A 24,332-nucleotide genomic window follows, 5' to 3' on the forward strand; every position below is an offset into this window, starting at 1 on the left:
TTCTTTACTTACAAACCATCGAATTTAATGCGCGAGGCCGCTTTTATTAGGCAAAATAAGGATAAATGGGCCGCTTTTGAAAATGCCCTGATCGATAAGGGCCAACTTCATCCCGATGAGCTTTCCGATCTTTATATTGAGATCACGGACCATCTGAGTTACGCAAAGACGTTTTATCCGGGCAGCAACACACAAATTTATCTCAATTCACTTGCCTCCCAAGCGCACCAGAAAATCTACAAGACCAAACGGGAATCCAGAAACCGTATTGTCCATTTTTGGAAAACCGAATTCCCCATCATGTTCAAGCACCATCATCGAGAACTGCTCGTTTCATTTTTGGTATTTGCCTTTTTTGTGGTAGTTGGGGCATTCTCATCGGCCAACGAGGGGGATTTTGTGCGGTCCATTCTCGGCAACGGGTATGTGAACATGACCTTGGAAAATATTGAAAAGGGAGACCCCATGGCGGTTTACAAACAACAAGGCGCCTTCAATATGTTTTTGGGCATTACCATTAACAATATCAAGGTGGCCATTTATGCCTTTGCCTTCGGAATATTTTTGGGTGTGGGTACCCTGTACATTATGTTGCAGAACGGTATTATGTTGGGCAGTTTTCAATATTTTTTTTATGAAAAGGGCCTGCTTTGGGAATCGGCACGTACGATTTGGATCCATGGTACCATTGAGATTTCCGTCATCATCATTGCAGGCTGTGCCGGATTGGTACTTGCCAATGGCATGCTATTTCCGGGCACTTATACCCGATTGGAATCCTTTAAACGCGGTGTTAAGAATGGCCTTAAAATTATGGTGAGTACCGTTCCTTTTTTTATCATTGCCGGTTTTTTGGAAGGGTACGTTACCCGACATACCGAAATGCCGGACTGGTTGGCAATTTTCATCATAGTGGGCTCGTTGTCATTGATTATCTATTATTACATTATATATCCAAACCAAATCCATAGAAAAACCACTCATGCAGACAGAGAATAAGTTCATCGAGTTTAAAAAGCAGCGTGAATTGGGGGAAATCCTATCCGATTCCTTCGTTTTTATCCGAAACGAGTTCAAACCCTTTTTTGGTACCATTTTAAAAATCGTGGGCCCTTACATTTTGGCCATGCTGATTTCCATGGGGTTCTATATGTACACCGTAGGAGATATTATTAATCTGGGGAACATCGGAAACGCTTCCATCTCCACCTATTCGCCCTTCATAATGCTGCTGGCCGTGGCCGCTATGCTGTTTAGCTCCATAGCTGCCTACGTTTTGGCTCAAGGTACTGTGCTACACTACATCAAATCGTACATCGACCATAACGGGACAACAAATTATGATGAAATCCGCAGCGGGGTCTATGGCTCCTTTTGGTCGCTTATCGGACTCGGCATCCTAGTTGGGCTGTCCGTAATAGTCGGTATTTTCTTTTGCATTATACCCGGGATTTACCTGGCAGTTCCACTATCGATTTCCTTTGCCATTTTGGTATTCCTTAAAAAAGACGCGATGGAATCCTACCAGTACAGTTTTACCCTGATCAAGGAAAACTGGTGGATTACCTTTGCCACACTATTTGTCATATACATCATTGTAGCCATCGCTTCTTATGCCTTCAGTTTGCCCTCCATCATTTATATGTGGATCAAAATGGGCGTGTTTTCCGGGGAAATGGATGCCGAAAACATGAATGTTTTTAATGACCCCATTTATCTGTTTTTGAATATTCTCAGTTCATTGGTGCAGTTTCTGATGAACATCATTTTTTTAGTGGCCACTTCGCTCATATTTTTCAACCTCAACGAGAAAAAGAATTTTACCGGTACGTTTGAACGCATTGAAAATCTTGGAAAATCATCGGAGGAATAAATGCGAATTATCCTGATCGTATCCTGCCTATTGCTATCGTGGACATTAGTTGCCCAGAACGATTCCGTGGTCAAGTATGATGATTCAGATATTGCGCCCATTGAATTCAGCCAGGAAGATTTTGAGGCCTACCAAGAAGATCCTGCCTTTGATTATGAGGAAATAAAAACGGAAAGCACCTGGTGGACCGATATAATGAATTGGTTCTACAACATATTACGACGCTTTTTCGAATGGATTTTTGGAGTGGGCAATGCCGATGGCTTTTTGGCTATCTTTTTCGAAATACTCCCTTATCTTTTGCTGGCCCTTTTCCTGTATCTGGTCATCCGCTTTTTTGTACGGTCCAACATGATGGGCTGGGGAAAGGGCACCAAAAACCCGAACGTAGTCTCCTTATCGGAAGATGAGCACATCATCAAAAACGAGGATATACGCGAACTGATCAAAAATGCCTTGTCCAACCAAAATTACCGATTGGCCATTCGATATCATTACCTATACATCCTGCAATTGCTCTCCGAGCGCGACATTATTGATTGGCAACAACAAAAAACCAACGACGATTACTTGACCGAACTATCCGAAAACGGACACTACGCCGACTTTGGGCGCGCAACGGTGCTTTACGATTACATTTGGTACGGGGAGTTTAGCATCGACCAAGACCGGTACACGAAAGCAGAAACCGTTTTTACCTCCTTACAAAATGCCATTGCCCATGACTAAAAAAGGACGGATCTATATCATCATCGGACTGTTGACCTTACTGGGCATATTTTTGTTGGAATACAACAAACCCAAGGACATCAATTGGTTCCCTTCCTATGTTTCCCATCACAAAATACCTTATGGAACTTATGTGCTGAACGATTTGATGGAAAAAGCATTTCCCAATGCTGTCCAACAAGTCCAAAAGCCGCCCTTTGAGTTTCTTACGCGTACGGATTCGGTACAGGGCTCCTACTTTTTCGTAAATGAAACCGTTGCTTTTGAGGAAGCGGAGCTCAATGCCATTTTGAATTGGGTGGGTCAGGGCAATCAACTCTTTGTGGCGTCGGAGTATTTTGAGCAAAAACTGCTGGATACATTGCACTTGGAACAAATCAATGTGTACAACGAGGGTTCGTTGGAGCCGCTTTTCTATCTTGAACTCACCAACCCAAAGTTCCAGAACAAAAAATTTGAATTCAAAAGAGATTATTACACCAATAGCTTTGATCAATTGGACACCTTGCGCACCGTAGTTCTTGGGGAAGTATACACCAGAACTGATAGCACGGAGACGCTTTCCAAGCACGTCAATACCATAAAACAGGGTTTTGGGAATGGAGAAATTATACTGACCTGCTTTCCCAAGGCCTTTACCAATTACTTTATCCTAAAGGATAACCATCTAACTTATACCGCCGGACTCCTATCCTATTTGGAAAGAGGAGGCAACATTTATATGGACAATTTCCATAAATCAGGGAAATCCTTTTACACTTCACCCATGTACCTATTTCTGAATACCAAGGAATTTAGATGGGCCTACTATCTGGTACTGATTGGTGCCTTGGTGTATATCATTTTTGAAGGCAAACGAAAGCAACGGGCCATTCCAGTTGTACCACCGGTAAAAAACCAAACCTTGGCCTTTACCCGCACCATTGCCGATATGTATTTTGAAAAAGGGGAGCTACACTTGATCACCAAGCATAAAATTGATTACTTTTTGGAGTATCTCAGGTCCAAACTACATGTTTCGACCCAAGACCTGAAGGACGAAACATTCTTGAAAAATGTATCCATGCGGAGCAATACATCTTTAGAGGATGTTGAAAAATTGATGGAACTGATGGATAAACTCCGTTCCAAATCAATGGTCACTGAAACCGAACTGAAAAATCTGAATCAAAAAATAGAAGCATTTAAAGCAAACGTTGATGGAAAATAACGACTTGAATTTTGACAGCAGGGTCCCCTTGGAAGAATTGCGGGACACCGTAGACCAGATAAAAAAGGAACTGGCCACTATCATCGTGGGGCAAAAGGATTTTATCGAGCTTTTGATTGTATCCGTGCTTTCCGATGGCCACGCCTTAATCGAGGGTGTCCCGGGAATTGCAAAAACCGTAACGGCCAAGTTGTTTGCCAAGACCCTTAAAACGGATTTTAACCGCATCCAATTTACTCCCGACCTTATGCCCAGCGATATTTTGGGAACTTCGGTGTTCAATACCAAGACCACCGAATTTGAATTTAAAAAAGGGCCGATTTTTTCCAATATTGTATTGATCGACGAGATCAACAGAGCTCCGGCCAAAACACAGGCCGCCCTTTTTGAGACCATGGAAGAACGTCAGGCCACTGTGGATGGGACCACCTACAAAATGGGAGAGCCCTTTATGGTCCTGGCGACCCAAAATCCCATTGAACAGGAAGGGACTTATGCCCTGCCAGAAGCGCAATTGGACCGTTTCCTATTTAAGATCAAAGTGGATTACCCCTCAGTGGAAGAGGAAATCACTATTCTGCAAAACCATCATGAACGAAAGGGGGAAAAGCCCCAAGATCAAATCAAGGCGGTGCTCACCCCCAAAAAGCTTATGGAGTTCAAAAAAAACATCCATGAAGTGGTGGTGGAGCAAAAGATATTGGATTACATCGCAAACATCATTACCAGAACAAGAAACCATCCGCATTTGTATCTAGGTGCCTCACCAAGGGCGTCCATTGCAACGCTGACGGCAGCGAAGGCCTTTGCTGCCATCGCCGGCCGTGATTTTGTGATGCCCGAAGACGTAAAAAAAGCCTTGGTACCCGCTTTAAACCATAGGGTCATCTTGACCCCGGAACGGGAAATGGAGGGCATGACCACCGAAAATGTGGTCACCATGATCATGGAATCCGTTGAAATTCCCAGATAAGCATGGCTTTTCTTCGGTCGTTGTACATACACAATAGCTTCTTCTGGTATCTTGCCATGCTCTCCGCATGCTTTGTCATCTCGTTTTGGGTGCCTTTGCTTTATCCGGTTGCTTGGCTGCTGGTCTACCTTTTGCTGGCGCTGTTCTTTTTTGACCTATACTGGCTGTATAGCACAAAAAATGGCATCAAGGCGCATCGAAATCTGCCCAAGAAACTTTCCAACAGCGACGAAAACAAACTATCCATACACCTCAGTTCCCAGTTTCCCTTTAGAACCTTGGTCAGCATCATAGACGAGTTACCTGTTCAATTTCAAAAAAGGGATTTTGAACACCATACGGATCTACAAAAAGGAGAGCCCTATCTATTTGAATATTCGCTACGGCCTGTGGAGCGTGGTGAGTATGTGTTCGGCAACCTGATTGTATTTGCATCCTCTCCCTTGCGTATCATCAAACGGAAATTTACGTTCCAAAAGGACCAGATGGTGCCCGTATACCCGTCCATCATCCAAATGCAACAATACGATTTCTTGGCCACCAGCAATCGATTGACCGAGTTCGGGCTCAAAAAAATCAGAAAAATAGGCCATACCCAAGAGTTTGAGCAAATCAAGGAATATATCAAAGGGGACGATGTGCGGACCATCAACTGGAAGGCCACCGCCAAACGAAACCAATTGATGGTAAACCAATACCAAGATGAGCGGTCGCAACCCATCTATTCCGTTATCGATACGGGGAGGGTGATGAAAATGCCTTTTAGGGGATTGAGCCTATTGGACTATGCTATCAATTCTGCACTGGCCTTTTCCAATGTGGCCCTCAAACGAAACGATAAAACAGGATTGCTGACCTTTTCCAAAACCATTGAAACCTTTGTTCCCGCGGTCCAAAAAATCACCCACCTGAATACGATCATGGAAAGTCTGTACAACGTGGCTACGGATTATTCGGATTCGGATTTTGGATTGTTGTACGCGCATGTCAAACGAAAGGTAAACCAACGAAGCCTGTTACTGTTGTACACCAATTTTGAGCACATCTCTGGGCTCAAACGCCAACTCCCCTACATTTTGGCCATGGCCAAAAAACATGTTCTGGTAGTTATTTTCTTTGAAAATACAGAATTGGAATCCCTTATTGCGGAAGATGCGGAGAATCTTCAGGCCATTTACCACAAGACCATTGCCGAAAAATTTTCCCTGGAAAAACGGTTGATGCAAAAAGAACTTCAGAAGTATGGCATCCAGACCATTCTGACCAAACCTGAGGAACTGACCGTGAACACCATCAATAAATACTTGGAAATTAAGGCAAGGGGAATAATTTAAAGAGCCATGTCCATCGCCAAGATAAAAGTTTGCTTTTGCAATGAATAGTTGCCTAGGCAATGACAAAGAAGATATCGGTTATTGTTTCGCGGTAAATTCGTGGTTAGAGAGGCCCAAGGTTTGCAAAGAAGGAAGTTTGCCTTCCAACAGCACAAATTCGGATTGGGGCTGTACCCATCGTTTTTTTCTTTTCAAATCAAGCTTGGAATACCTTCCCCGTAGGCGTCTTCTATCATCCTTCTTGGCAAATAGGTCGATGGTTACCCCAACGGTGACACCGCCCAAAATGGTAGCGGCTAGGTCATCATTGTCCCATCCATTATTTTGCTGTCCGGCATCTACGGTTTCTTTGGCCAGTCCTATCAAGGTACTTCCCGCTACCGAACCTACAAAAGTCCAGATACGGTTACCATCGGAGGCCTGTTTGGCAATTCCAGCTCCGGCCAAGCCAAAGAGGTTGCCACCCAAAAAATGGAGTGCTTTGTCCCGCTCCACTTGCCCATGGCAATGCGAGGCGAGCACAAAAAAGAGTAGTGTGGGGATTAGTGTTCTCATTGCGCTGGGCTAAATATATCAAAAGTTTCCGAAACTTTTTGCCCAAGCCATCAATTGCCGCATATTTCGGCTTTGGCCTTACGGTATTCATCCAAAAGTTCCGCGACAATATCCGCCGCAGGGGTAATGTGATGTATCAAACCGGATACCTGGCCAATTTCAAGTTCACCCTCTTCCATATCCCCTTCGAACATACCTTTTTTGGCGCGGGCCCTACCCAACAAAGCTTTTAGCTCTTCGGTAGTGGCGCCTTTGGCGTAAGCGGATTGGACATCATTATAAAACTTGTTCTTGAGCAAACGTACCGGGGCAAGCTCTTTCAAGGTCAATTGGGTTTCCCCTTCTTGGGCATCTACCACGCGTTGTTTAAAAAGAGGGTGCGAAGAGGCTTCGGGCGATGCCACAAAACGACTCCCTACCTGGACACCATCGGCACCCAAGATCATTGCCGCCAACATAGCGCGTCCCGTGGCAATACCCCCAGCAGCGATGAGGGGAATGTTTATTTTTTCTTTTACGGAAGGAATCAGTACCATGGTCGTGGTTTCGTCGCGCCCATTGTGCCCACCGGCTTCGAAACCTTCGGCCACAATGGCATCCACACCCGCTTCTTGTGCTTTGAGGGCAAACTTTACACTACTCACCACATGCACCACGGTAATACCCTTCTCCTGCAGAAATGAGGTCCATGTTTTCGGGTTTCCGGCGGAAGTAAATACAATCTTCACCTCATGCTTTACAATAATGTCCATCAACTTTTCGATGTCCGGGTAGAGCATGGGCACGTTCACCCCAAAAGGCTTGTCGGTTGCCTTTTTACATTTGATAATGTGCTCTTCCAACACTTCGGGATACATACTTCCTGCGCCCAAAAGCCCAAGTCCTCCGGCATTGGACACTGCAGAGGCCAAACGCCAACCGCTGGCCCAAACCATTCCTGCTTGGATGATGGGATATTCGATTCCGAAAAGTTCTGTGATTTTGTTGTGCATGAAAACGGTTCTTCAAGTTTTCAGCAAAATAATCAAATTTAAGCAGTATTGCCCTTAGGAAATTACCCCGGACCCTATCAGCTCATCCTCCACATACCACGCAGCAAACTGACCTTCGGTAATGGCAGATTGTTTTTCCTTGAAATCGACAAACAAGCCATTCTCTACTTTGTAGAGCGTTGCGGACTGGAGCGGCTGACGATACCTGATGCGGGCCATCACCTCCATTTTGCCATCTACATCGAGGGCCAAATCGGGGCGTACCCAATGCAGCTCATCCTCTTTAATGAACAAGGTATTCCTGAGCAAACCCGGATGTGATTTGCCTTGCCCTGTGTAAATAATATTTTTGTCCACATCGGTATCGATTACGAATAACGGCTCCTTTGTTCCCCCCACATTCAGGCCTTTGCGTTGGCCAATGGTAAAGTAATGTGCGCCTTGATGCTCTCCCACGACCTTTCCATCCGTTTCTGCGTAAACGGGTTTCTCGGCTTGGAACAACAATCGTTCCCTTTCGTTTTGGAACTTGGGCACTGCAGTGGCAAATTGATGGGCATCACTGGGTACCTCAACAATGACTCCTTTTTTGGGCCTTAATTTTTGTTGAAGGAATTCGGGCAAATGCACCTTTCCGATAAAACACAATCCTTGCGAATCTTTTTTATCGGCCGTAATCAAATTATTTGCTGCAGCAATCTTTCTTACTTCAGGCTTCAAGAGTTCCCCGATAGGAAACAAGGTCTTGGAGAGCTGTTCTTGGGAAAGTTGGCATAGGAAATAGGATTGATCCTTATTGGGGTCTTTTCCGGACAAGAGCTGATATGTTTCGGTTCCATCGGCATTTTGAATGGTCCCTTTTCTACAATAATGTCCGGTCGCGACATAATCAGCCCCCAATTGCAGGGCAATTTTTAAGAAGACATCAAACTTGATTTCGCGATTGCATAGCACATCGGGATTAGGCGTTCGTCCCCTTTCGTATTCGTTAAACATATAATCCACAATACGCTCCTTATATTCCACGCTCAAATCAACGGTTTGAAAAGGGATAACCAACTTTTCCGCTACGATCAACGCATCGTTGCTATCCTCCAACCAAGGGCATTCCTCGGAAATGGTCACGGAATCATCATGCCAATTCTTCATGAATAGCCCGATGACTTCGTATCCCTGCTCTTTGAGCAAATAGGCGGCCACACTGGAATCAACTCCTCCCGAAAGTCCTACAACAACCTTTTTCATCAACTTGGTTTAAGGCTACAAAAATACAAATTGATGCTTATATAATATGATAAGGATGTCTTAAACCAAAAGTGTCCTAATGGTCTATCAAACGTTAATAAATCTATATTTTGTTAAATTTTTAATCAAAAATGTTAAACACTATTGTTGTTGGATTGTTTAATTATAGATTTAAATAGTTAAACAAACATCTATAGACAACATGAAAACTTTAAAACAATTATCCCGACTTACGTTATTATTACTGTTCATTGGGTTCACCTCGTGCTCTGATGACGACAACGGACCCACTCCACCAGAGGAGACAGGTGACAACATTGTAGAAGCGGCACAGGCCACTTCAGAATTGAGTTCCCTTGTGGCCGCCCTTCAAAAAGCGGACGAAAGTGCGAACAATGATTTGATAACCGCCCTAAGTGGAGAAGGACCTTTTACCGTATTTGCCCCCACCAATCAAGCCTTTACCGATTTATTGGCACAATTGGACGGCTATGATTCCTTGGATGACTTTAACTCACAACAGTTGCAAGACTTGCTTGCCGTTATCTTGACCTATCATGTGGTGGCCGATGCCTCCGTACTATCTACCGATTTAAGCGATGGACAGACCATTACTACCCTACAAGGTTCTACTGTTCAAGTGTCTACACAAGGGGGAGTTTTCATTCAAGATGCTACCGACACTCCTGCGGAAGTGACCACTGCGGATATTGAGGTATCCAACGGAGTTGTACATATTATAGATAAAGTATTATTGCCACAAGCCGTTTTGGACGCTTTGGCCGACGTTATTTTGGTTCCAATCACCGATTTGGCCATTGGAAACGAAAACCTAGAAAATTTGGTTGCTGCTTTGACTGCTGCCAATGGTGACCTTCCTTCCGTATTAAGAGGTGATGGACCCTTTACCGTATTGGCCCCAACCGATGAAGCCTTTGAAAACTTCCTTGACGGAGCTGCCCTAGGAGATATTCCAGTGGATGTCTTGACCAATGTACTACTTAACCACGTGATCAGTGGTGAGGTAACTTCCACTGACTTGACCACACTTGGCTCTGGCTACACCAGTACAATGGCAACTGGAGCAGGAGACCAAATGGTTAGCCTATTCTTCGATACGTCCGACGGTGTGACCTTTAACGGAGTATCCTCCGTAGTGACACCAGACGTTAAAGCCTTGAACGGTATTGTTCACGTAGTGGATGCCGTAATCGACATACCAAATATTGTTGACCATGCGGTTGCCAATCCAGGACTTACCTCTTTGGTAGGCGCATTGACCGATGGCGGAAACACCACGTTCACGGACTTGCTATCCAACGAAGAAGAGCTATTTACCGTGTTCGCCCCTGGAAACGATGCCTTCAGTGCATTTACCAATCCAAATTCCAATGATTTAAATGCTATCTTGTCCAATCACGTAGTTGTTGGAGCCGCTGCATTCTCCGCTGATTTGACTAATTCTTATGTGAACACAGCTGCCGAATTTGCTGCTGATGAGAATTTAAGCTTATATATCAATACCGATGATGGTGTGACACTGAACGGAATAAGCAACGTCGTGACTGCCGATATCGTTGCCAGCAACGGAGTAATCCATACCGTTGATGCTGTAATCGATTTGCCAACCGTAGTCACCTTTGCGGTTGCCGACCCAACATTTGACTCCCTACAGGCTGCGTTGACCGCTGAAGGACAGCCTGACTTTGTGACCACCTTGTCCGGTGCAGGACCATTTACTGTATTTGCTCCTACCAACGACGCTTTCCAAGCCCTATTGGATAGCAACGATATGTGGAATGGATTGGCAGATATCGATGGTGGCTTGTTGACCAGCGTATTGCAACACCACGTAGTATCGGGTGCCAATGTACGTTCTGGAGACTTGTCCGATGGTGCGACAGCAACCACTTTGGAAGGTGACGACATCACCATCAACTTGCCAGGAACCGGTGATAACATTGCCGATATTACCGACGGAGCCGGAAACACAGGCATCGGTATTATAGCTGTGGATGTACAAGCCAGCAATGGTGTCATCCATGCCGTGAACACCGTATTGATTCCCGATACAATGAACTAATTAAAATTGAATCATAGATAGTGCCAAAAGCCCCCTCAATTTGTTTTGAGGGGGCTTTTTATCGAATGGATATTACCGTTCGTCGATGACACATCAACTAGGGAATGGTTACCCACAAAAAGGAGCCGTTTTACAACTTTTAATTTTTTGGGTGCAGGTTATGCCGCATCTTTGGAGTCCCAAATCTTTCCAAACTAAACCTGTAAATGGAAACTCCCCCAAGACCTTCTTGAGGGAGTTTTTTTATGTAGTAATGTGTAGTATATGAATTTGCTTTACTCCTGAGGCTCTTCTTCCAACACCTCGATAATCTCATACCCGTTTTCCACTTCTTTGTAGACCGCTTGGTTCAGTTCGTGCATGGTCACTCCATCAAAGTCGATTTCCTCGGCATCTTCTGGCAGTTCGTTTACCACGGCACCAACCGGAGGGGCAGCCACTTCGTACTCACCTTGCTTTTCCATATAAAATACACCGTCTGCGTACTGATAAGGAACGCCTCGAACAACGATACGGACGGCAGCTATGGGCAATGCCCTTAAACGGAGTCCTCTGGCTGGAAAGGCACGAACATATACTCCCCGTCGTTTCACAAAATACATTCCGCCCACGGGATAGTAGGTCACATTTCGGAATACCAAAGGTCTGGTGTTTGCAGGCAGGCGTCTAAGCGTCCTTCGGACCACACGTCGGTTATGGCGACGTACTTTTCTTCTTACGGTTCGCCTTTCTTCAGGGGTTCGCCTTACTTGGGCCTCTACATAATCGGTAGTTCCCAAAGCGAGGAACGCAAATAGCAAAAGAGCCAATCTCATATTTTTCATAGTATTGAATTAATGGTTAACCCCACTTTGACATCGTTTGATGCCAAAGGTTTAATCGGGTTACCTAAAATTCAACAGAAAATTATTTCCGCTTCCCTAATTTCTTTTGTTCCTCGGCCTGTTCCATCATTTCGCGCATTTTACGCTGGAACTTGTTTTCCTTTTTGGGCTTTTTCTTGTTCTCCTGAATCTGGGCATGGATTTTATTCTCATCCAAGATGTAATTCTTGATGGCCAACATAATAAAGATGGTAATCAAGTTGGAGATAAAGTAGTACAAACTCAACCCACTTGCGTAGTTGTTGAAGAAGAACAACATCATAATGGGCGATAGGTACATAATGAACTTCATGTTCGGCATCCCGGGCTGTTGTTGCATCTGCATGCTCTGCCCTGTGGTCATCTGCATGTAAAAGAAAATCGCTACGGAAGCCAAAATCGGGAACAGGGATACGTGATCGCCATAAAATGGTATGGTAAATGGCAGTTCAAAAATGGTATCGTAAGAGGATAGATCTTCGGCCCATAAAAACGATTTTTGGCGCAGCGCGAACGATGTGGGGAAGAACATGAAGAGCGCGTAGAAAATGGGCAACTGCAATAAAGCTGGCACACAACCGCTCATGGGGCTCACCCCGGCTTTGTTGTAGAGCTTCATCGTCTCTTGCTGCTTTTTCATGGCGTTATCCTTGTACTTCTCGTTGATTTCGGTAATCTCTGGTTTCAATACTTTCATCTTCGCTTGCGACAAGTAGGACTTATAGGTAACGGGCGAAAGTGCCAATCGAACCAAAATGGTCATGATAATAATGGCGATACCATATGGCAGGAACGAACTCAAAAAGGTATAGAACGGTGTAAATACGTAGCGGTTGATCCACCCGAAAATACCCCATCCAAAAGGAATGGAATCCGCTAGACCCAAATCGGTGTAGTCATCCAAGACCTTAACATCCGTAGGACCGTAGTACCAATACATATTTTGTGAAATCTCTCCACCTTGGAACTCCAAAGGAGCCCTTGTGGTATAAGCCTTGGTAAATTGCAACTCCTTGCTTTCTTCCTCCACCAAGTTGGTAGAGGTCAAATCGGCAGTCTTAAAATGGTTATCAGTTGCCAAGATGGAACTAAAAAAGTGCTGACGGTAGGACAACCATTTGACGTCCACTTCGGTTTCCTCATCAAAATCGCTGCTTTCCGACAGCTTGCTGATGTTTCCATCGTCGTGGTTATAGGTTAAACGGGTATATCGATTTTCGTATTGGACACTTTTGTTGTGTCGGATTCCTTTCAAGTCCCATTCCAAGGTCACTGGTTTGCTGGTATTGAAAACTCCATTCAATCCTTGGGAACGAACGGTAAAGTCCACCAAATATTCGTCGGGTTTCATTTCGTACCGATACTCCAAGTATTGGTTACTGGCCACTTTGGCCTTCATGGAAAGTACTTGATTGTCCCCACTTTGGGACAATGACGGCTCAAAATATAGGTCTGCGGTGTTGAGCACTCTATTGTCTGTCGTAGTAAAATTCAATGCAAAGTTGGCATTGCCATCCTTCACCAAATACACGGGAACGGAATCGTAGGTAACAAAATTCTTCATTTTAGCCTCCACGATCTGTCCGCCTTTATTGGAAACTTCCAGTTGAAGCACTTCATTTTCCAAAAGGGTGGTTCCCTCCCTTGTGGGGGTGAATCCAAAGGCACCTACCGTGCTTTTGTATTGTGCCACCGCTGTGGAATCGCTCAGGTCGATGGTCTTAACTTCTTTTACGGGAGCCTTTTTGGTCGCTTCTTCTTGTGCCTGGGCCTCTTCCGCCTCAACTCTTGCCTGCTCGGCTTTTTGTGCCTCCAACTCTTCTGGCGTAGGCTGATTTTGGTAAAACATGTAAATGAGTATCCCAAAAATCAGTACAAATCCAATAATGGATTTAATATCCAGCTTCTTTTCTTCCATGAATATTGTTTAGTAGAACTATGTTACGGTATTCCAGTGGGCAAATATATGCCCAAAACCGCGTTTTATGCCAAACTGGCATTGTTTTGTTTATGTTTTTGGGTCAACACCGCCTTTACGAACCCCACGAACAGCGGATGCGGGCTTGCGACTGTACTCTTGTATTCAGGATGGTACTGCACTCCCACAAACCATGGGTGCGATGGAATTTCCACCACTTCTACCAAGCCTGTTTTCGGGTTTAGCCCTGAAGCGATCAAACCAGCCTGCTCCATCTGCTCCTTGTATTTGTTGTTGAATTCGTAGCGGTGCCTGTGGCGTTCCTCAATATCGGAGCTCCCGTACACTTGCTTTACCAAGCTACCTTCTTGTAGGTGGCAGTCCCAAGATCCCAATCGCATGGTTCCACCCATATCGGTTATGGATTTCTGTTCCTCCATCAAACTAATGACAGGGTCCGGTGTGTCCTTGTCCATTTCGGTAGAATTGGCCTTAGAAAGTCCAAGTACGGTTCGGGCAAATTCAATCACTGCCATTTGCATGCCCAAACAAATGCCCAAGAAAGGAATGTTGTTTTCCCTTGCATATCTCACAGCGGTCACTTTTCCTTCGATACCGCGCTCCCCAAAACCGGGAGCCACCAAAATACCGTCGAGGCCCTGTAATTTCTTTTCAATATTTTTTTCTGATAGATGTTCGGAGTGAATCGATTTCACTTCCACCTCCACCTCATTGGCCGCTCCTGCGTGGATAAATGCTTCTTGTATGGACTTGTAGGAATCGGGAAGCTCCACATATTTTCCGATCAACCCAATAACAACTTTATCCTTCGGATTTTTATGCCTCTGCAAAAATTCTTTCCATTGGTCCAAATTGGGCTCCACGGTATTGGTGAGTGCCAATTTTTCCAGGGCTACCGTATCCAAGCCTTCTTCCTGCATCATCAATGGTACATCGTAAATGGTAGATGCATCGATGGATTGGATTACGGCCTCTTTCTTCACATTACAGAAAAGGGCCAATTTTTGTTTGATATCCTCCGAAATCTGATGCTCGGTGCGGCATACCAATATATCTGCCTTTATACCGCTTTCCATTAAGGTCTTTACCGAGTGCTGCGTGGGTTTTGTCTTTAACTCACCCGCTGCGGACAAAAAGGGCACCAAGGTAAGGTGGATTACAATTCCGTTATGTTCGCCCAATTCCCAAAGCAATTGCCGAACCGCTTCTATGTAGGGCAAGGATTCAATATCACCCACGGTCCCGCCAATTTCAGTGATCACAATGTCGTAATCGCCACTGTTCCCTAAAATTTGGATACGCTCTTTGATTTCGTTGGTGATGTGGGGCACTACTTGCACCGTTTTGCCCAAAAACTCCCCTCTTCGTTCCTTTTCGATTACGCTTTGGTAGATTCGACCAGTGGTCACGTTATTGGCCTGTGATGTGCGAACGTTCAAGAAGCGCTCATAATGTCCAAGATCCAAGTCGGTTTCGGCACCATCATCGGTCACGTAACATTCACCATGCTCATACGGATTAAGGGTTCCAGGGTCCACATTGATGTAGGGATCTAACTTTTGGATGGTGGTTCGGTAACCCCTGGCCTGCAGCAATTTGGCCAAGGATGCGGCGATGATTCCCTTACCCAATGAAGAGGTAACGCCTCCCGTAACGAAAATGTACTTGGTATCTGACATATTGATCTTTCTATTACGGGGCGTAAAATTACTAATTGCTGGGCAAAAATCAGGTAGATTTGCGAGGAAAATCTTTTTGTAGCTTTCTTATTAAGGGTTCTAGGTTGTTGTCCTTAATGGTGAGCATGGTATTGAGATAGTTGCCCAGCTTGCCCTCAGGAAACCCTTTTTGCCGGAACCAAACCAAATAGGCCAAGGGCAGATCTACCAAATAACGCCCCTTATACTTACCAAAGGGTATTCTGTAATGTGCCAGTTCCAAAAGTTGCTGTGAATCGGGACGTATTTCCATTTATAGGCCTAAAATACTATCTTTCCAAGAACAAATCCGTAAAATGAAACGTAGAAATTTTATCGCCACGGCCGCAATCGGCTCCGCAGGTCTGGCCTCAACCTCAGCCATGACCGCTTCCCAAGCTCCCAGTAAGGAGTTCAAACTCAAGGGGAACATCAACCACAGTGTATGCGAATGGTGCTTTAGCGATATTCCGCTGGAAGATTTTCTAAAAACCCTGAACGAGTTGGGCGTTAAGGCCATTGATTTGGTGGGTCCCGATAGGTGGCCCATTTTAAAAAAATACGACATCCACTGCTCCATGTGCAATGGGGCCGAGATAAGCCTGACCGAGGGATGGAACAATCCCAAATATCATGAACAGCTTATTAAGAACTATACGGAAATGATCCCGAAGGTGGCCGAAGCGGGCTACACCAACCTCATTTGTTTTAGTGGCAATCGAGACGGGATGAACGACTACGTTGGGTTACAAAATTGTGTGGATGGGCTTTCGCAGATCATGCCCTTGGCCGAAAAACATGGGGTAGTGATTCAAATGGAGCTTTTTAATCAAGTGAACCATCCGGATTATATGTGCGACAACTCCCTTTGGGGCGTGGAACTGTGCAAACATTTGGGCAGTGACAATTTTAAATTGTTGTTCGATATCTACCATATGCAAATCCAGGAAGGCGACATTATCCGAAGCATACAAAACTATCATCCTTATTTTGGGCACTACCATACAGCGGGCGTTCCGGGCAGGCACGAAATTGATGAAACCCAAGAACTGTACTATCCAGCCATCATTAAAGCTATCCACGATACCGGATTTACAGGCTACGTAGCGCAAGAATTTATCGTGACCTGGGAGGATAAGATCGCTGCGCTCAAGGATGGTTTTTTAAGGTGTGATGTATGACCAATATGCGACAAGCCCATCTATGGACCTAATATTTTATTCCATCCCAAATTGAATTTTACAAATAAGTGGTGTATTATTCAAAAATCGGCCTAGCTTTGTTTGAATATGTGAATCCGAAACCTCGATGTTCAGCACAATTTTATCCCGATACAAAAGATTCCAGATAAGTAAATCACCCCAACTAAATTTAGTTTGGGGCTTTTTTTTATACACGCTAATAGGTTTCCTATTGCTGTCGATCCCACTCTTTCACAAGACTGATATTGCCATTCTAGACAACCTCTTTATTTCAACCTCAGCCATTTCAACAACGGGGCTTGTAACAATAAGTATTTTTGATTCCTATAACTTTTTTGGACAGTTCATTATCATGATCCTTATTCAGCTAGGAGGGATTGGGTATATGACCCTGACCACCTACTACCTGCTCTTTACCACCAAGCGTATAACCCGATGGCACCAAAAAATCATTGGTGCGGAATTCACCATGCCCGCCACCATTAAGATCAAGGATTTTATAAAAAGTGTGGTTTATTTTACGTTGGTAATGGAGCTTTTGGGAACCATAGCATTCTATATCGCTTTCCATCAAGAAGGTATCACCGGCCTAAAAGGGGTATGGTTCTCATTGTTCCATAGCGTGTCTTCATTTTGCACCGCCGGTTTTAGTCTGTTCAATGATAGTTTTGAGAGCTTTTCAGCCAATACCCTGATCAATTGGACCATTTCCATTTTAGCTATTGCGGGATCTCTTGGTTTTATCGTCATAACCGATGTGTGGTACAGAATTACCAGAAAATCAAAGAACATCACATTTACCACCAAGATTATAGTGTATGGATTTATCCTACTGCTGGGTATTGGTACCTTGATTTTCTATTTCAACGAACCTTATGCCAAGGTATCCAACCATCGGTTGATGGAAGCTTTTTTCCAATCAATGACCTCCATGACCACCGTAGGATTTAACACCGTACCAATTAGTTCGCTTACATTGCCACTACTCCTTTTGACCATTTTTTTGATGTATATCGGAGCATCACCATCCGGTACTGCCGGTGGAATGAAGATAACCACATTGACCGCCATGATAGCCATTTTAAAAAGCAGGTTGCTCGGACAGAAAAAAATCACTTTCTTAAAAAGAACCATTCCTTTGGAACGGCTTTTTGTGGCGACATCCACCTTTATCCTCTATACATCTATGATTTTTCTTTTCAGCTTTTTGCTCTCCTTTACCGAGCAATCCAGTTTTGATAAAATCCTTTTTGAAGTGGCCTCTGCGCTAGGAACGGTCGGTCTAAGTACTGGGATTACTGCCGACTTGTCCGAGGTGGGAAAATCCCTGATCATCCTATTGATGTTCTTGGGCCGTGTAGGTGTACTCACCTTTGGTTTTGCCCTGTTGATGCGAATGAAAAAGAAACCTCTAGAGGCAAAAAGTGAAGATTTGGCCGTGTAAATAGCAGAAAAAATCGGCCTTAAATAAGTATTAACTACTTCTTTGATGGAAATCACATTCCCCTCAAAACCCGAACCACAGCCCTTAGTGCAGTGGCCACTTCCTGTAGTTCCTCTCTGGAAAAGGTATCCTCTTCCACATAAAACAACATTTCCACAGCCAAATCCAACCAATTCGCCAAAGTTTCAGGAGTACCGTAGCGGTTCTCGATTATTTGGGACAACTCATCCAATTGATTATTGTTCATCATAAAATAGTACGATATATAGGTCTACAAATCTAAACAAAATATGAGATTTTAGACCCATGACGAAAATTAGAGATGAAAAATATCTGAAAGCCCTTGGAAAAAAAATCAAGGAAGTAAGAAAGGAAAAAGGCATCTCTACTTACGACCTCTCATACGAGTCTAATATTTCACGTAGTCAGATAAATTCTATAGAAAAAGGGAACATCAATACCTCCATCTGTACTTTGAAGGCACTTGCAGACGCCTTGGGACTTAAGGTCAAGGATTTGATTGATTTTTAAGTGCTTCCGCAATTTTTCTGTTCCACTCCGCTTGCTTTTCCCGGTTTCGGGAAAAATTGGTCTCCCAGTCGTATCGCTCTTGGTATTCCTGAAGTTCTTTGAGGATATCGTGGTAAATCTTGCGTACTTCTGCCTTCACATCATCCGAAAAAGAAGTACGACGTAGTTTTTCGCGCATCTTTCGGGCAAAAACCTCCGTTATATCAAAATGGAGCTGCTCGTGTGCCAAGGTATTTTCGTCGCAGAGCTCGGGCTTGTACCACGATTCGTTTGGATAAAAATAGGCGTTTACCTCAAAATCCAACTTTACTTCGTGGTGCAACAAATTGGCGGAATAGGAGTAACTGATGCCGCTTGCGGTGGTGGCAGCGGGAGGCTGTGCTGGAGGTACCTTCCCCTTAAAGTCGGCCCAAGTAAGGCGAACATTTTCCGTCCATGGGACCCCTTCCTCAATTTCTTGTCCAAATCCCAAAAAAGCGAGCAAAAAGACACATGCTATGGAAATTATTTTACCCAATTAAATTCGATTGAACGTTCAATGTCGGGATGCAGGCTGTAATGCACTGGGCAGGTATTTGCGGTGTGCACCAAAATTTTTCGGTGTTTCTCTAAAACCGAGGCAGGCAGTTCCAATTTCACTTCTATTTTGGAAATCCGTCTTGGGTTGGCGGCCATATGCTTGGTCACCTCGGCGGTTGAGCCCTCTAGATCTACTCCAAGGTCACGTGCCTTTATGCCCATCATGGTTATCATGCAGTTGGCCAAGCCGGTGGCCACGGTATCGGTGGGCGAAAATGCCTCACCTTTGCCATTGTTGTCCACTGGGGCATCGGTAATGTATTCGCTGCCCGAACGTATGTGCACACAGGTGGTGCGCAGATTGCCGTTATAGGTTACTTTTGCTGTCATTTTTTTGCTCTACCTCTTTTATACGAAGATCGTCATATTCCATGATATAGCACGCCCTGTTAAAATAACCTGAGGTCCAATCATTATAATAATCGAAACCGTTGCCGGCATACTCGGTCAAACCAATATATTTTGAGGTCTCGAAAAGATTCTTTCTATAAGCGAGCTTCAACAAAACATCCATGGTTACATCAAAGCCACGAACGGCATACCTGTCCGGCAACAGACCGTCATATTTTTTGGTATAGGCCCGAGTGAAAGTATCGTCGACCGTTTCGCGGTAAAACGAAGGATAGGTAAACTTCAAATTGGACAAATGCGCTTTGGAGACCGCCTCATCTTCAAATGCCCCGTTGTAACTGGTGGTAAACATGCGGACCTTAACCTGTTTATCGGTTTCTTCGGCATCCAATCTAGAGATGTTGGCAGAATTTAAAATAGATGTAACACTGGACACCATATTTACTTGGTCGGTCTCCAAAAACACCCAGTTTTCCTTTTCTTCTGAAAGTTGGACCAAAAATCTATCCAAGTGAAGCGATTTATTGTCGATTACCTTAGCGATTTGGGCAGAGGGGAATTTGCTCAAAATGGAATCGTGTGCCACTTGATGGGTCGAATCCGCGATGATAATGACATTTTCATCTTTGTGGATTTTTTCCATATAGGCCAACATTTTATCCCGAAGCACCACATCTTGGGGCACGGAGAAAAAGACATTGCTGTGGCTCAGTTTACTGTCGGACGCAATCGGTGCAATGACAGGGATATTTTTGGCAGCGGCTTGAACGGCCACTTCATCTAACGGACCAGCAGCCAATGGACCGATTACAGCATCAACACCGGTTAAATTTTCCCTTAGAAGGATTTCCTTGACCTTGGCTTGGTCCAATTGGGTATCATAGGTTTTGACATCCACGGACACCCCAAGCTTTTTGATGGAGTCCAATGCCACCATGGCTCCAGTATAGAAACCAAGGCTGATCGCTAAGTCCCTTCTGTTTTTAATGAGCTCTTCCGCTTTTTGGGTGTCGGCCACATTCACCTTGTCCAATCGAAACGGCAGCATATACACCAACTTGGGCCTGTTCGCCACATCGATGCTGTCCACCAAGTTGATCTTATCCAGTACGAGAGCATTCTTTACCTCCAACTCCTTTTCCTTTTCCTTGGGCAATTTCAATACCATTCCAGCTTTCAATCCATTTTCAAGTGCTGGGTTCAAACGGAACAGTTCGTCGCGGGTAATCTTTAAGTTTTGGGTAATCCTGAAGATGTTCTGTTTGGGTTTTACTTCGTAGAACACATAATTTTCAGTATTGACTTCGTTGCCTTTTTCGCGCTTCTTGGGCAAACGGACCACCATACCTTCCTTAAGTCCACCCTCCTTCATAATTTCGGGGTTCAAACGAACGATGGAATCCGTTGGAATGCCGTACTCACGCCCCAGACTGTAAAGCGTCATTTTGGGTGGTACGGTGTACGAGGTAAAGATTTCTGTCTTTTGTTCTTTGAGACTATCCCCCTTGGGCCTTGGCAATTTAAGTTCTTCACCAGCCGCCAAATAGTTGGTATTCTTATCCAATTCGGGATTCAGTACCAAAAGACTATCTACACTGATTCCGTATTTGTGCGCAATACTCCAACGGGTCTCTTTGGGCTTAACAGTGTAGATTTCAAAATCTAGCTCCTTCTCTTCATCCGGGTCTATTTCCGGGTATACCGGAATCTGGAGTACCATGCCCTTGTCCAAGGTTTCGGAGTACAATCGGGTATTGTATCGCTTCAGTTGGTCCTCGGTAATATTATATTTTTGGGTAAGTCCAAAAAGGGTCTCTTTTCTGCGTACCCTATGTCTAGTAAAGCGAATAGGTTTTACTTCTTCTTCCTGAGGCTCCTCCTTTTTGGTTACAGGTTTGGTTTCGGCAGGCTTACTGCCATTCAACGGAATGATAAGGATGGTGTTCTTCTTTACATCGTCCGCTGTTTTGATTTCCTTATTGGCCTGTAAAATACTGTAAGGGGTCACCCGATATTTTTGCGAAATGCTCTTGAGCGTTTCACCTTCCTTAACCGCGTGGGTTGCATAGTTTTGTGCAGAAACTGGCACCATGGCCAACAAAAGAACCATGGTAACAACCAGTTGTAACATATATTTTTTCATTCCCATTCTATAGTTGCCGGTGGTTTTGAGCTAATGTCATACACCACTCTATTAACGCCTTTAACCTTATTTATTATATCATTCGAGGTTTTTTGAAGGAATTCGTAGGGCAAATTCACCCAATCGGCCGTCATACCATCGGTACTTTCCACGGCTCTGAGCGCAACACATTTTTCGTATGTACGCTCATCTCCCATAACTCCTACACTATCTACGGGCAAAAGCATAGCTCCGGCCTGCCAAACCTTGTCATAAAGTCCCCATTTTTTCAATCCTTCGATAAAAATGGCGTCAACTTCTTGCAAAATGGCCACCTTTTCTGCCGTAATATCGCCCAAGATACGGATTCCCAATCCTGGACCGGGAAAAGGATGCCTTCCCAATATTTCGGCCGGCATATCCATACTGGCACCAACCCTTCTCACCTCATCCTTGAACAACATTTTTAAGGGCTCCACAATTTTCAATTTCATGTAGTCGGGCAATCCTCCCACATTGTGGTGACTTTTGATCACCGCTGATGGACCTCCACTGGCGGAAACGGACTCGATCCTATCGGGATAAATGGTGCCTTGTGCCAGCCATTTCGCATTTTCCACTTGGTGGGATTCATCATCAAAAACCTCAATAAACACCCTTCCGATGATCTTTCGTTTCTTTTCAGGGTCGGATTCGCCTTTCAAGGCATCCAAAAAGCGTGCCGAAGCATCAACGCCCTTTACATTGAGCCCCATATGCTTGTACTGATCTAGTACACTTTCAAACTCATTTTTACGTAGAAGACCATTGTTCACGAAGATACAATATAGGTGGTCTCCAATAGCCTTGTGCAGCAACATGGCCGCCACACTGGAATCCACGCCACCAGAAAGTCCCAAAATGACCTTTTCGTCACCGATTTCTTGTCGTAATTCCTCAACAGTGGTTTCCACAAATGCATCGGGCGTCCAGTCCTGTTCCAATCCTGCGATGTTCACCAAAAAGTTTTCGAGCAATTTGGTTCCGTCCGTGGTGTGGTATACTTCGGGGTGAAATTGTATCCCATAGGTAGTCTCTCCATCAATCTTGTAGGCCGCATTCTCCACATCGTGGGTGCTCGCCAACCGGATGGCGCCTTTGGGTAGTTCTTTGATGGTATCGCTATGGCTCATCCAAACCTGACTTCCTTCGCCAATACCCTTTAGAAAATCTTCTCCTTCTTTTACAAAGGAAAGGTTCGCTCTACCGTATTCCCTGGTCGCGGAGGGCGCAACATTGCCACCATGAAAATGGGACAGATATTGTGCACCGTAGCAAATGCCCAAAAGGGGTGTTTTTCCCTTTATTTCAGATAAATCAGGATGCGGGGCACTCTCCGAACGCACCGATGACGGGGACCCGGAAAGAATCACTGCTTTGTAATCGGACAAATTTTCCGGCAGTTTATTGTACGGTTTAATTTCTGAGTAAATGTTGAGTTCCCTAACGCGTCTAGCGATCAATTGTGTGTACTGGGAACCAAAGTCTAGGATGAGTACGTTGTTATGCATGGGCAAAAATAGCAATTTGCTTTAGTTGCAAAAGTATCTTTTAAAGGTTATTTATGACAAGTTTTCCCCACAAGTAATTCCAACGGGTTATCAACAGTTCGGCCAGTTCTGGATTCGCCTTACACCCGCCTTCGGAAAGAACATATTGCTATATAGTTTTTTTCTTAACTGATTTCATTATTTCTTTGCGGTCTAAACACTATTGACCATGATCAAGGGATTCATTTTTGATTTGGACGGTGTGATCACCGATACGGCCGAACTGCATTATGAAGCTTGGAAGCATTTGTCCGACGATATGGACTGGGAATTCAACCGGGAACTCAACGAAAAACTGAGGGGAATCTCCCGAATGGACTCCATAAAGGTAATTATGGACCACAACAATGTTACTTTGGATGATGCCACGGTAGCGGAACTGGCCACCAAAAAGAACGATATCTATGTGGCAAGCCTTGATCACATGACTCCAGATGACTACCTCCCCGGAGCTCGCGAACTTCTGACACACCTGCGATCTGAGGGATTCAAGGTTGCCTTGGGCAGTGCTAGCAAGAACGCCGTAAAAGTTTTAAAACAATTGAACGCTACACATTTCTTTGATGTGATAGGCGATGGGAACAGCGTCTCCAAAAGCAAACCCGAACCGGACATTTTCCTTTACGCTGCTGAAAAATTGGGACTCCCCCCAGAAAATTGTATTGTTTTTGAAGATGCTGAAAAAGGTATCGATGCTGCCAAAGCTGGAAAGTTTCATAGTGTTGGTATCGGACCTGAAGAGCGTGTAGGTCACGCGGATATTCGCTTCAACACCATGAAAGAGGCTACCCTTTTTGAGGTGAAATCACATTTTAAGGAACTGTTTTAGCTCCCTCAAAATTTATAAAAACAAAAAGCCCCGGGAACCACTCCGGGGCTTTTCAATAAAATCAAAACCAACCTAAACATATGAGTTAACCAACTCAAAATTTAAATTTTCATAGCTATTTACGGTAATGGAACAACCTGGAAGGAAAATACCCTACCAAGGTTTTCAATTTTTTTAGAAAATAACCAAATA

General features: G+C 44.4%; 23 protein-coding genes. 11 read left to right on the forward strand and 12 right to left on the reverse strand.

Annotated features, from left to right (window positions below):
* Positions 1 to 27: 27 nt before the first annotated feature.
* Genes GGE08_RS13810 through GGE08_RS13835 form a run of 6 tightly spaced genes read left to right on the forward strand, consistent with a single transcriptional unit; the run spans position 28 to position 6,119 of the window.
* A complete protein-coding gene (locus GGE08_RS13810) occupies positions 28 to 999 on the forward strand; it encodes a stage II sporulation protein M (protein WP_179385465.1) in 972 nt (323 codons plus the stop codon).
* On the forward strand, positions 983 to 1,873 hold the full coding sequence (locus GGE08_RS13815; RefSeq protein ID WP_179385466.1) for a hypothetical protein: 891 nt from the start codon (positions 983 to 985) through the stop codon (positions 1,871 to 1,873). The genes GGE08_RS13810 and GGE08_RS13815 overlap by 17 nt, the downstream gene beginning before the upstream one ends.
* Entirely contained in the window at positions 1,874 to 2,602 is a 729-nt protein-coding gene (locus tag GGE08_RS13820; RefSeq protein WP_179385467.1) for a DUF4129 domain-containing protein, read from the forward strand. It abuts the gene before it with no gap.
* Positions 2,595 to 3,812 (forward strand): DUF4350 domain-containing protein, encoded by a 1,218-nt coding sequence (locus GGE08_RS13825; protein WP_179385468.1) that lies wholly within the window; start codon positions 2,595 to 2,597, stop codon positions 3,810 to 3,812. The genes GGE08_RS13820 and GGE08_RS13825 overlap by 8 nt, the downstream gene beginning before the upstream one ends.
* Positions 3,802 to 4,785 (forward strand): AAA family ATPase, encoded by a 984-nt coding sequence (locus GGE08_RS13830; protein WP_179385469.1) that lies wholly within the window; start codon positions 3,802 to 3,804, stop codon positions 4,783 to 4,785. The genes GGE08_RS13825 and GGE08_RS13830 overlap by 11 nt, the downstream gene beginning before the upstream one ends.
* A 2-nt stretch (positions 4,786 to 4,787) precedes the next feature.
* Positions 4,788 to 6,119, forward strand: coding sequence for a DUF58 domain-containing protein (locus GGE08_RS13835; RefSeq protein ID WP_179385470.1), 1,332 nt, complete (start codon positions 4,788 to 4,790; stop codon positions 6,117 to 6,119).
* A gap of 78 nt (positions 6,120 to 6,197) precedes the next feature.
* Here GGE08_RS13835 and GGE08_RS13840 read toward each other — a convergent pair whose 3' ends face one another.
* From GGE08_RS13840 to mnmA, 3 genes are read right to left on the reverse strand one after another with little or no spacing between them, the layout of a single operon-like run.
* Entirely contained in the window at positions 6,198 to 6,674 is a 477-nt protein-coding gene (locus tag GGE08_RS13840; protein ID WP_179385471.1) for a hypothetical protein, read from the reverse strand.
* 50 nt (positions 6,675 to 6,724) lie between these two features.
* Positions 6,725 to 7,666 (reverse strand): NAD(P)H-dependent flavin oxidoreductase, encoded by a 942-nt coding sequence (locus GGE08_RS13845; RefSeq protein WP_179385472.1) that lies wholly within the window; start codon positions 7,664 to 7,666, stop codon positions 6,725 to 6,727.
* Between the two features lie 54 nt (positions 7,667 to 7,720).
* Entirely contained in the window at positions 7,721 to 8,911 is a 1,191-nt protein-coding gene (gene mnmA, locus GGE08_RS13850) for a tRNA 2-thiouridine(34) synthase MnmA (RefSeq protein ID WP_179385473.1), read from the reverse strand.
* Positions 8,912 to 9,113: 202 nt separating this feature from the next.
* On the opposite strand from mnmA, the gene GGE08_RS13855 reads away from it, so the two are divergent.
* The gene (locus GGE08_RS13855; protein WP_179385474.1) at positions 9,114 to 10,994 is read left to right on the forward strand and encodes a fasciclin domain-containing protein; all 1,881 of its coding nucleotides are present in this window, start codon (positions 9,114 to 9,116) and stop codon (positions 10,992 to 10,994) included.
* 275 nt (positions 10,995 to 11,269) lie between these two features.
* Here GGE08_RS13855 and GGE08_RS13860 read toward each other — a convergent pair whose 3' ends face one another.
* From GGE08_RS13860 to GGE08_RS13875, 4 genes are all read right to left on the reverse strand, one after another.
* Complete coding sequence (locus GGE08_RS13860; RefSeq protein WP_179385475.1) at positions 11,270 to 11,818, reverse strand: DUF6515 family protein; 549 nt, start codon at positions 11,816 to 11,818, stop codon at positions 11,270 to 11,272.
* Positions 11,819 to 11,900: 82 nt separating this feature from the next.
* Complete coding sequence (gene yidC, locus GGE08_RS13865; RefSeq protein ID WP_179385476.1) at positions 11,901 to 13,775, reverse strand: membrane protein insertase YidC; 1,875 nt, start codon at positions 13,773 to 13,775, stop codon at positions 11,901 to 11,903.
* 65 nt (positions 13,776 to 13,840) lie between these two features.
* Positions 13,841 to 15,475: a CTP synthase gene (locus tag GGE08_RS13870; protein ID WP_179385477.1), complete on the reverse strand. Its 1,635-nt coding sequence runs from the start codon at positions 15,473 to 15,475 to the stop codon at positions 13,841 to 13,843.
* A 49-nt stretch (positions 15,476 to 15,524) separates the two neighbouring features.
* Positions 15,525 to 15,767 (reverse strand): DUF3820 family protein, encoded by a 243-nt coding sequence (locus GGE08_RS13875; protein ID WP_179385478.1) that lies wholly within the window; start codon positions 15,765 to 15,767, stop codon positions 15,525 to 15,527.
* A gap of 43 nt (positions 15,768 to 15,810) precedes the next feature.
* Between GGE08_RS13875 and GGE08_RS13880 the strand changes: the two genes are divergently transcribed.
* Positions 15,811 to 16,674: a hydroxypyruvate isomerase family protein gene (locus tag GGE08_RS13880; protein WP_179385479.1), complete on the forward strand. Its 864-nt coding sequence runs from the start codon at positions 15,811 to 15,813 to the stop codon at positions 16,672 to 16,674.
* A 127-nt stretch (positions 16,675 to 16,801) separates the two neighbouring features.
* On the forward strand, positions 16,802 to 18,139 hold the full coding sequence (locus tag GGE08_RS13885) for a TrkH family potassium uptake protein (protein ID WP_179385480.1): 1,338 nt from the start codon (positions 16,802 to 16,804) through the stop codon (positions 18,137 to 18,139).
* Positions 18,140 to 18,191: 52 nt separating this feature from the next.
* Here GGE08_RS13885 and GGE08_RS13890 read toward each other — a convergent pair whose 3' ends face one another.
* Complete coding sequence (locus tag GGE08_RS13890; protein WP_179385481.1) at positions 18,192 to 18,389, reverse strand: hypothetical protein; 198 nt, start codon at positions 18,387 to 18,389, stop codon at positions 18,192 to 18,194.
* A gap of 56 nt (positions 18,390 to 18,445) precedes the next feature.
* Here GGE08_RS13890 and GGE08_RS13895 point away from each other — a divergent pair, with 56 nt between their 5' ends.
* Positions 18,446 to 18,670: a helix-turn-helix domain-containing protein gene (locus tag GGE08_RS13895; protein WP_179385482.1), complete on the forward strand. Its 225-nt coding sequence runs from the start codon at positions 18,446 to 18,448 to the stop codon at positions 18,668 to 18,670.
* On the opposite strand, the gene GGE08_RS13900 is transcribed toward GGE08_RS13895, so the two are convergent.
* Genes GGE08_RS13900 through guaA form a run of 4 tightly spaced genes read right to left on the reverse strand, consistent with a single transcriptional unit; the run spans position 18,648 to position 23,272 of the window.
* The gene (locus tag GGE08_RS13900; RefSeq protein WP_179385483.1) at positions 18,648 to 19,187 is read right to left on the reverse strand and encodes a DUF922 domain-containing protein; all 540 of its coding nucleotides are present in this window, start codon (positions 19,185 to 19,187) and stop codon (positions 18,648 to 18,650) included. The genes GGE08_RS13895 and GGE08_RS13900 overlap by 23 nt on opposite strands.
* The gene (locus GGE08_RS13905; protein ID WP_179385484.1) at positions 19,175 to 19,579 is read right to left on the reverse strand and encodes an OsmC family protein; all 405 of its coding nucleotides are present in this window, start codon (positions 19,577 to 19,579) and stop codon (positions 19,175 to 19,177) included. The genes GGE08_RS13900 and GGE08_RS13905 overlap by 13 nt, the downstream gene beginning before the upstream one ends.
* Entirely contained in the window at positions 19,557 to 21,743 is a 2,187-nt protein-coding gene (locus tag GGE08_RS13910) for a LysM peptidoglycan-binding domain-containing protein (RefSeq protein WP_179385485.1), read from the reverse strand. Before GGE08_RS13910 ends, GGE08_RS13905 begins: the two co-directional genes overlap by 23 nt.
* The gene (gene guaA, locus GGE08_RS13915) at positions 21,740 to 23,272 is read right to left on the reverse strand and encodes a glutamine-hydrolyzing GMP synthase (RefSeq protein ID WP_179385486.1); all 1,533 of its coding nucleotides are present in this window, start codon (positions 23,270 to 23,272) and stop codon (positions 21,740 to 21,742) included. Before guaA ends, GGE08_RS13910 begins: the two co-directional genes overlap by 4 nt.
* Before the next feature lie 208 nt (positions 23,273 to 23,480).
* Here guaA and pgmB point away from each other — a divergent pair, with 208 nt between their 5' ends.
* Complete coding sequence (gene pgmB, locus GGE08_RS13920) at positions 23,481 to 24,140, forward strand: beta-phosphoglucomutase (protein ID WP_179385487.1); 660 nt, start codon at positions 23,481 to 23,483, stop codon at positions 24,138 to 24,140.
* Positions 24,141 to 24,332: the final 192 nt, after the last annotated feature.

Origin of the sequence: Allomuricauda sp. ARW1Y1 (assembly GCF_013407935.1) — a bacterium.
Lineage (GTDB): Bacteria > Bacteroidota > Bacteroidia > Flavobacteriales > Flavobacteriaceae > Flagellimonas.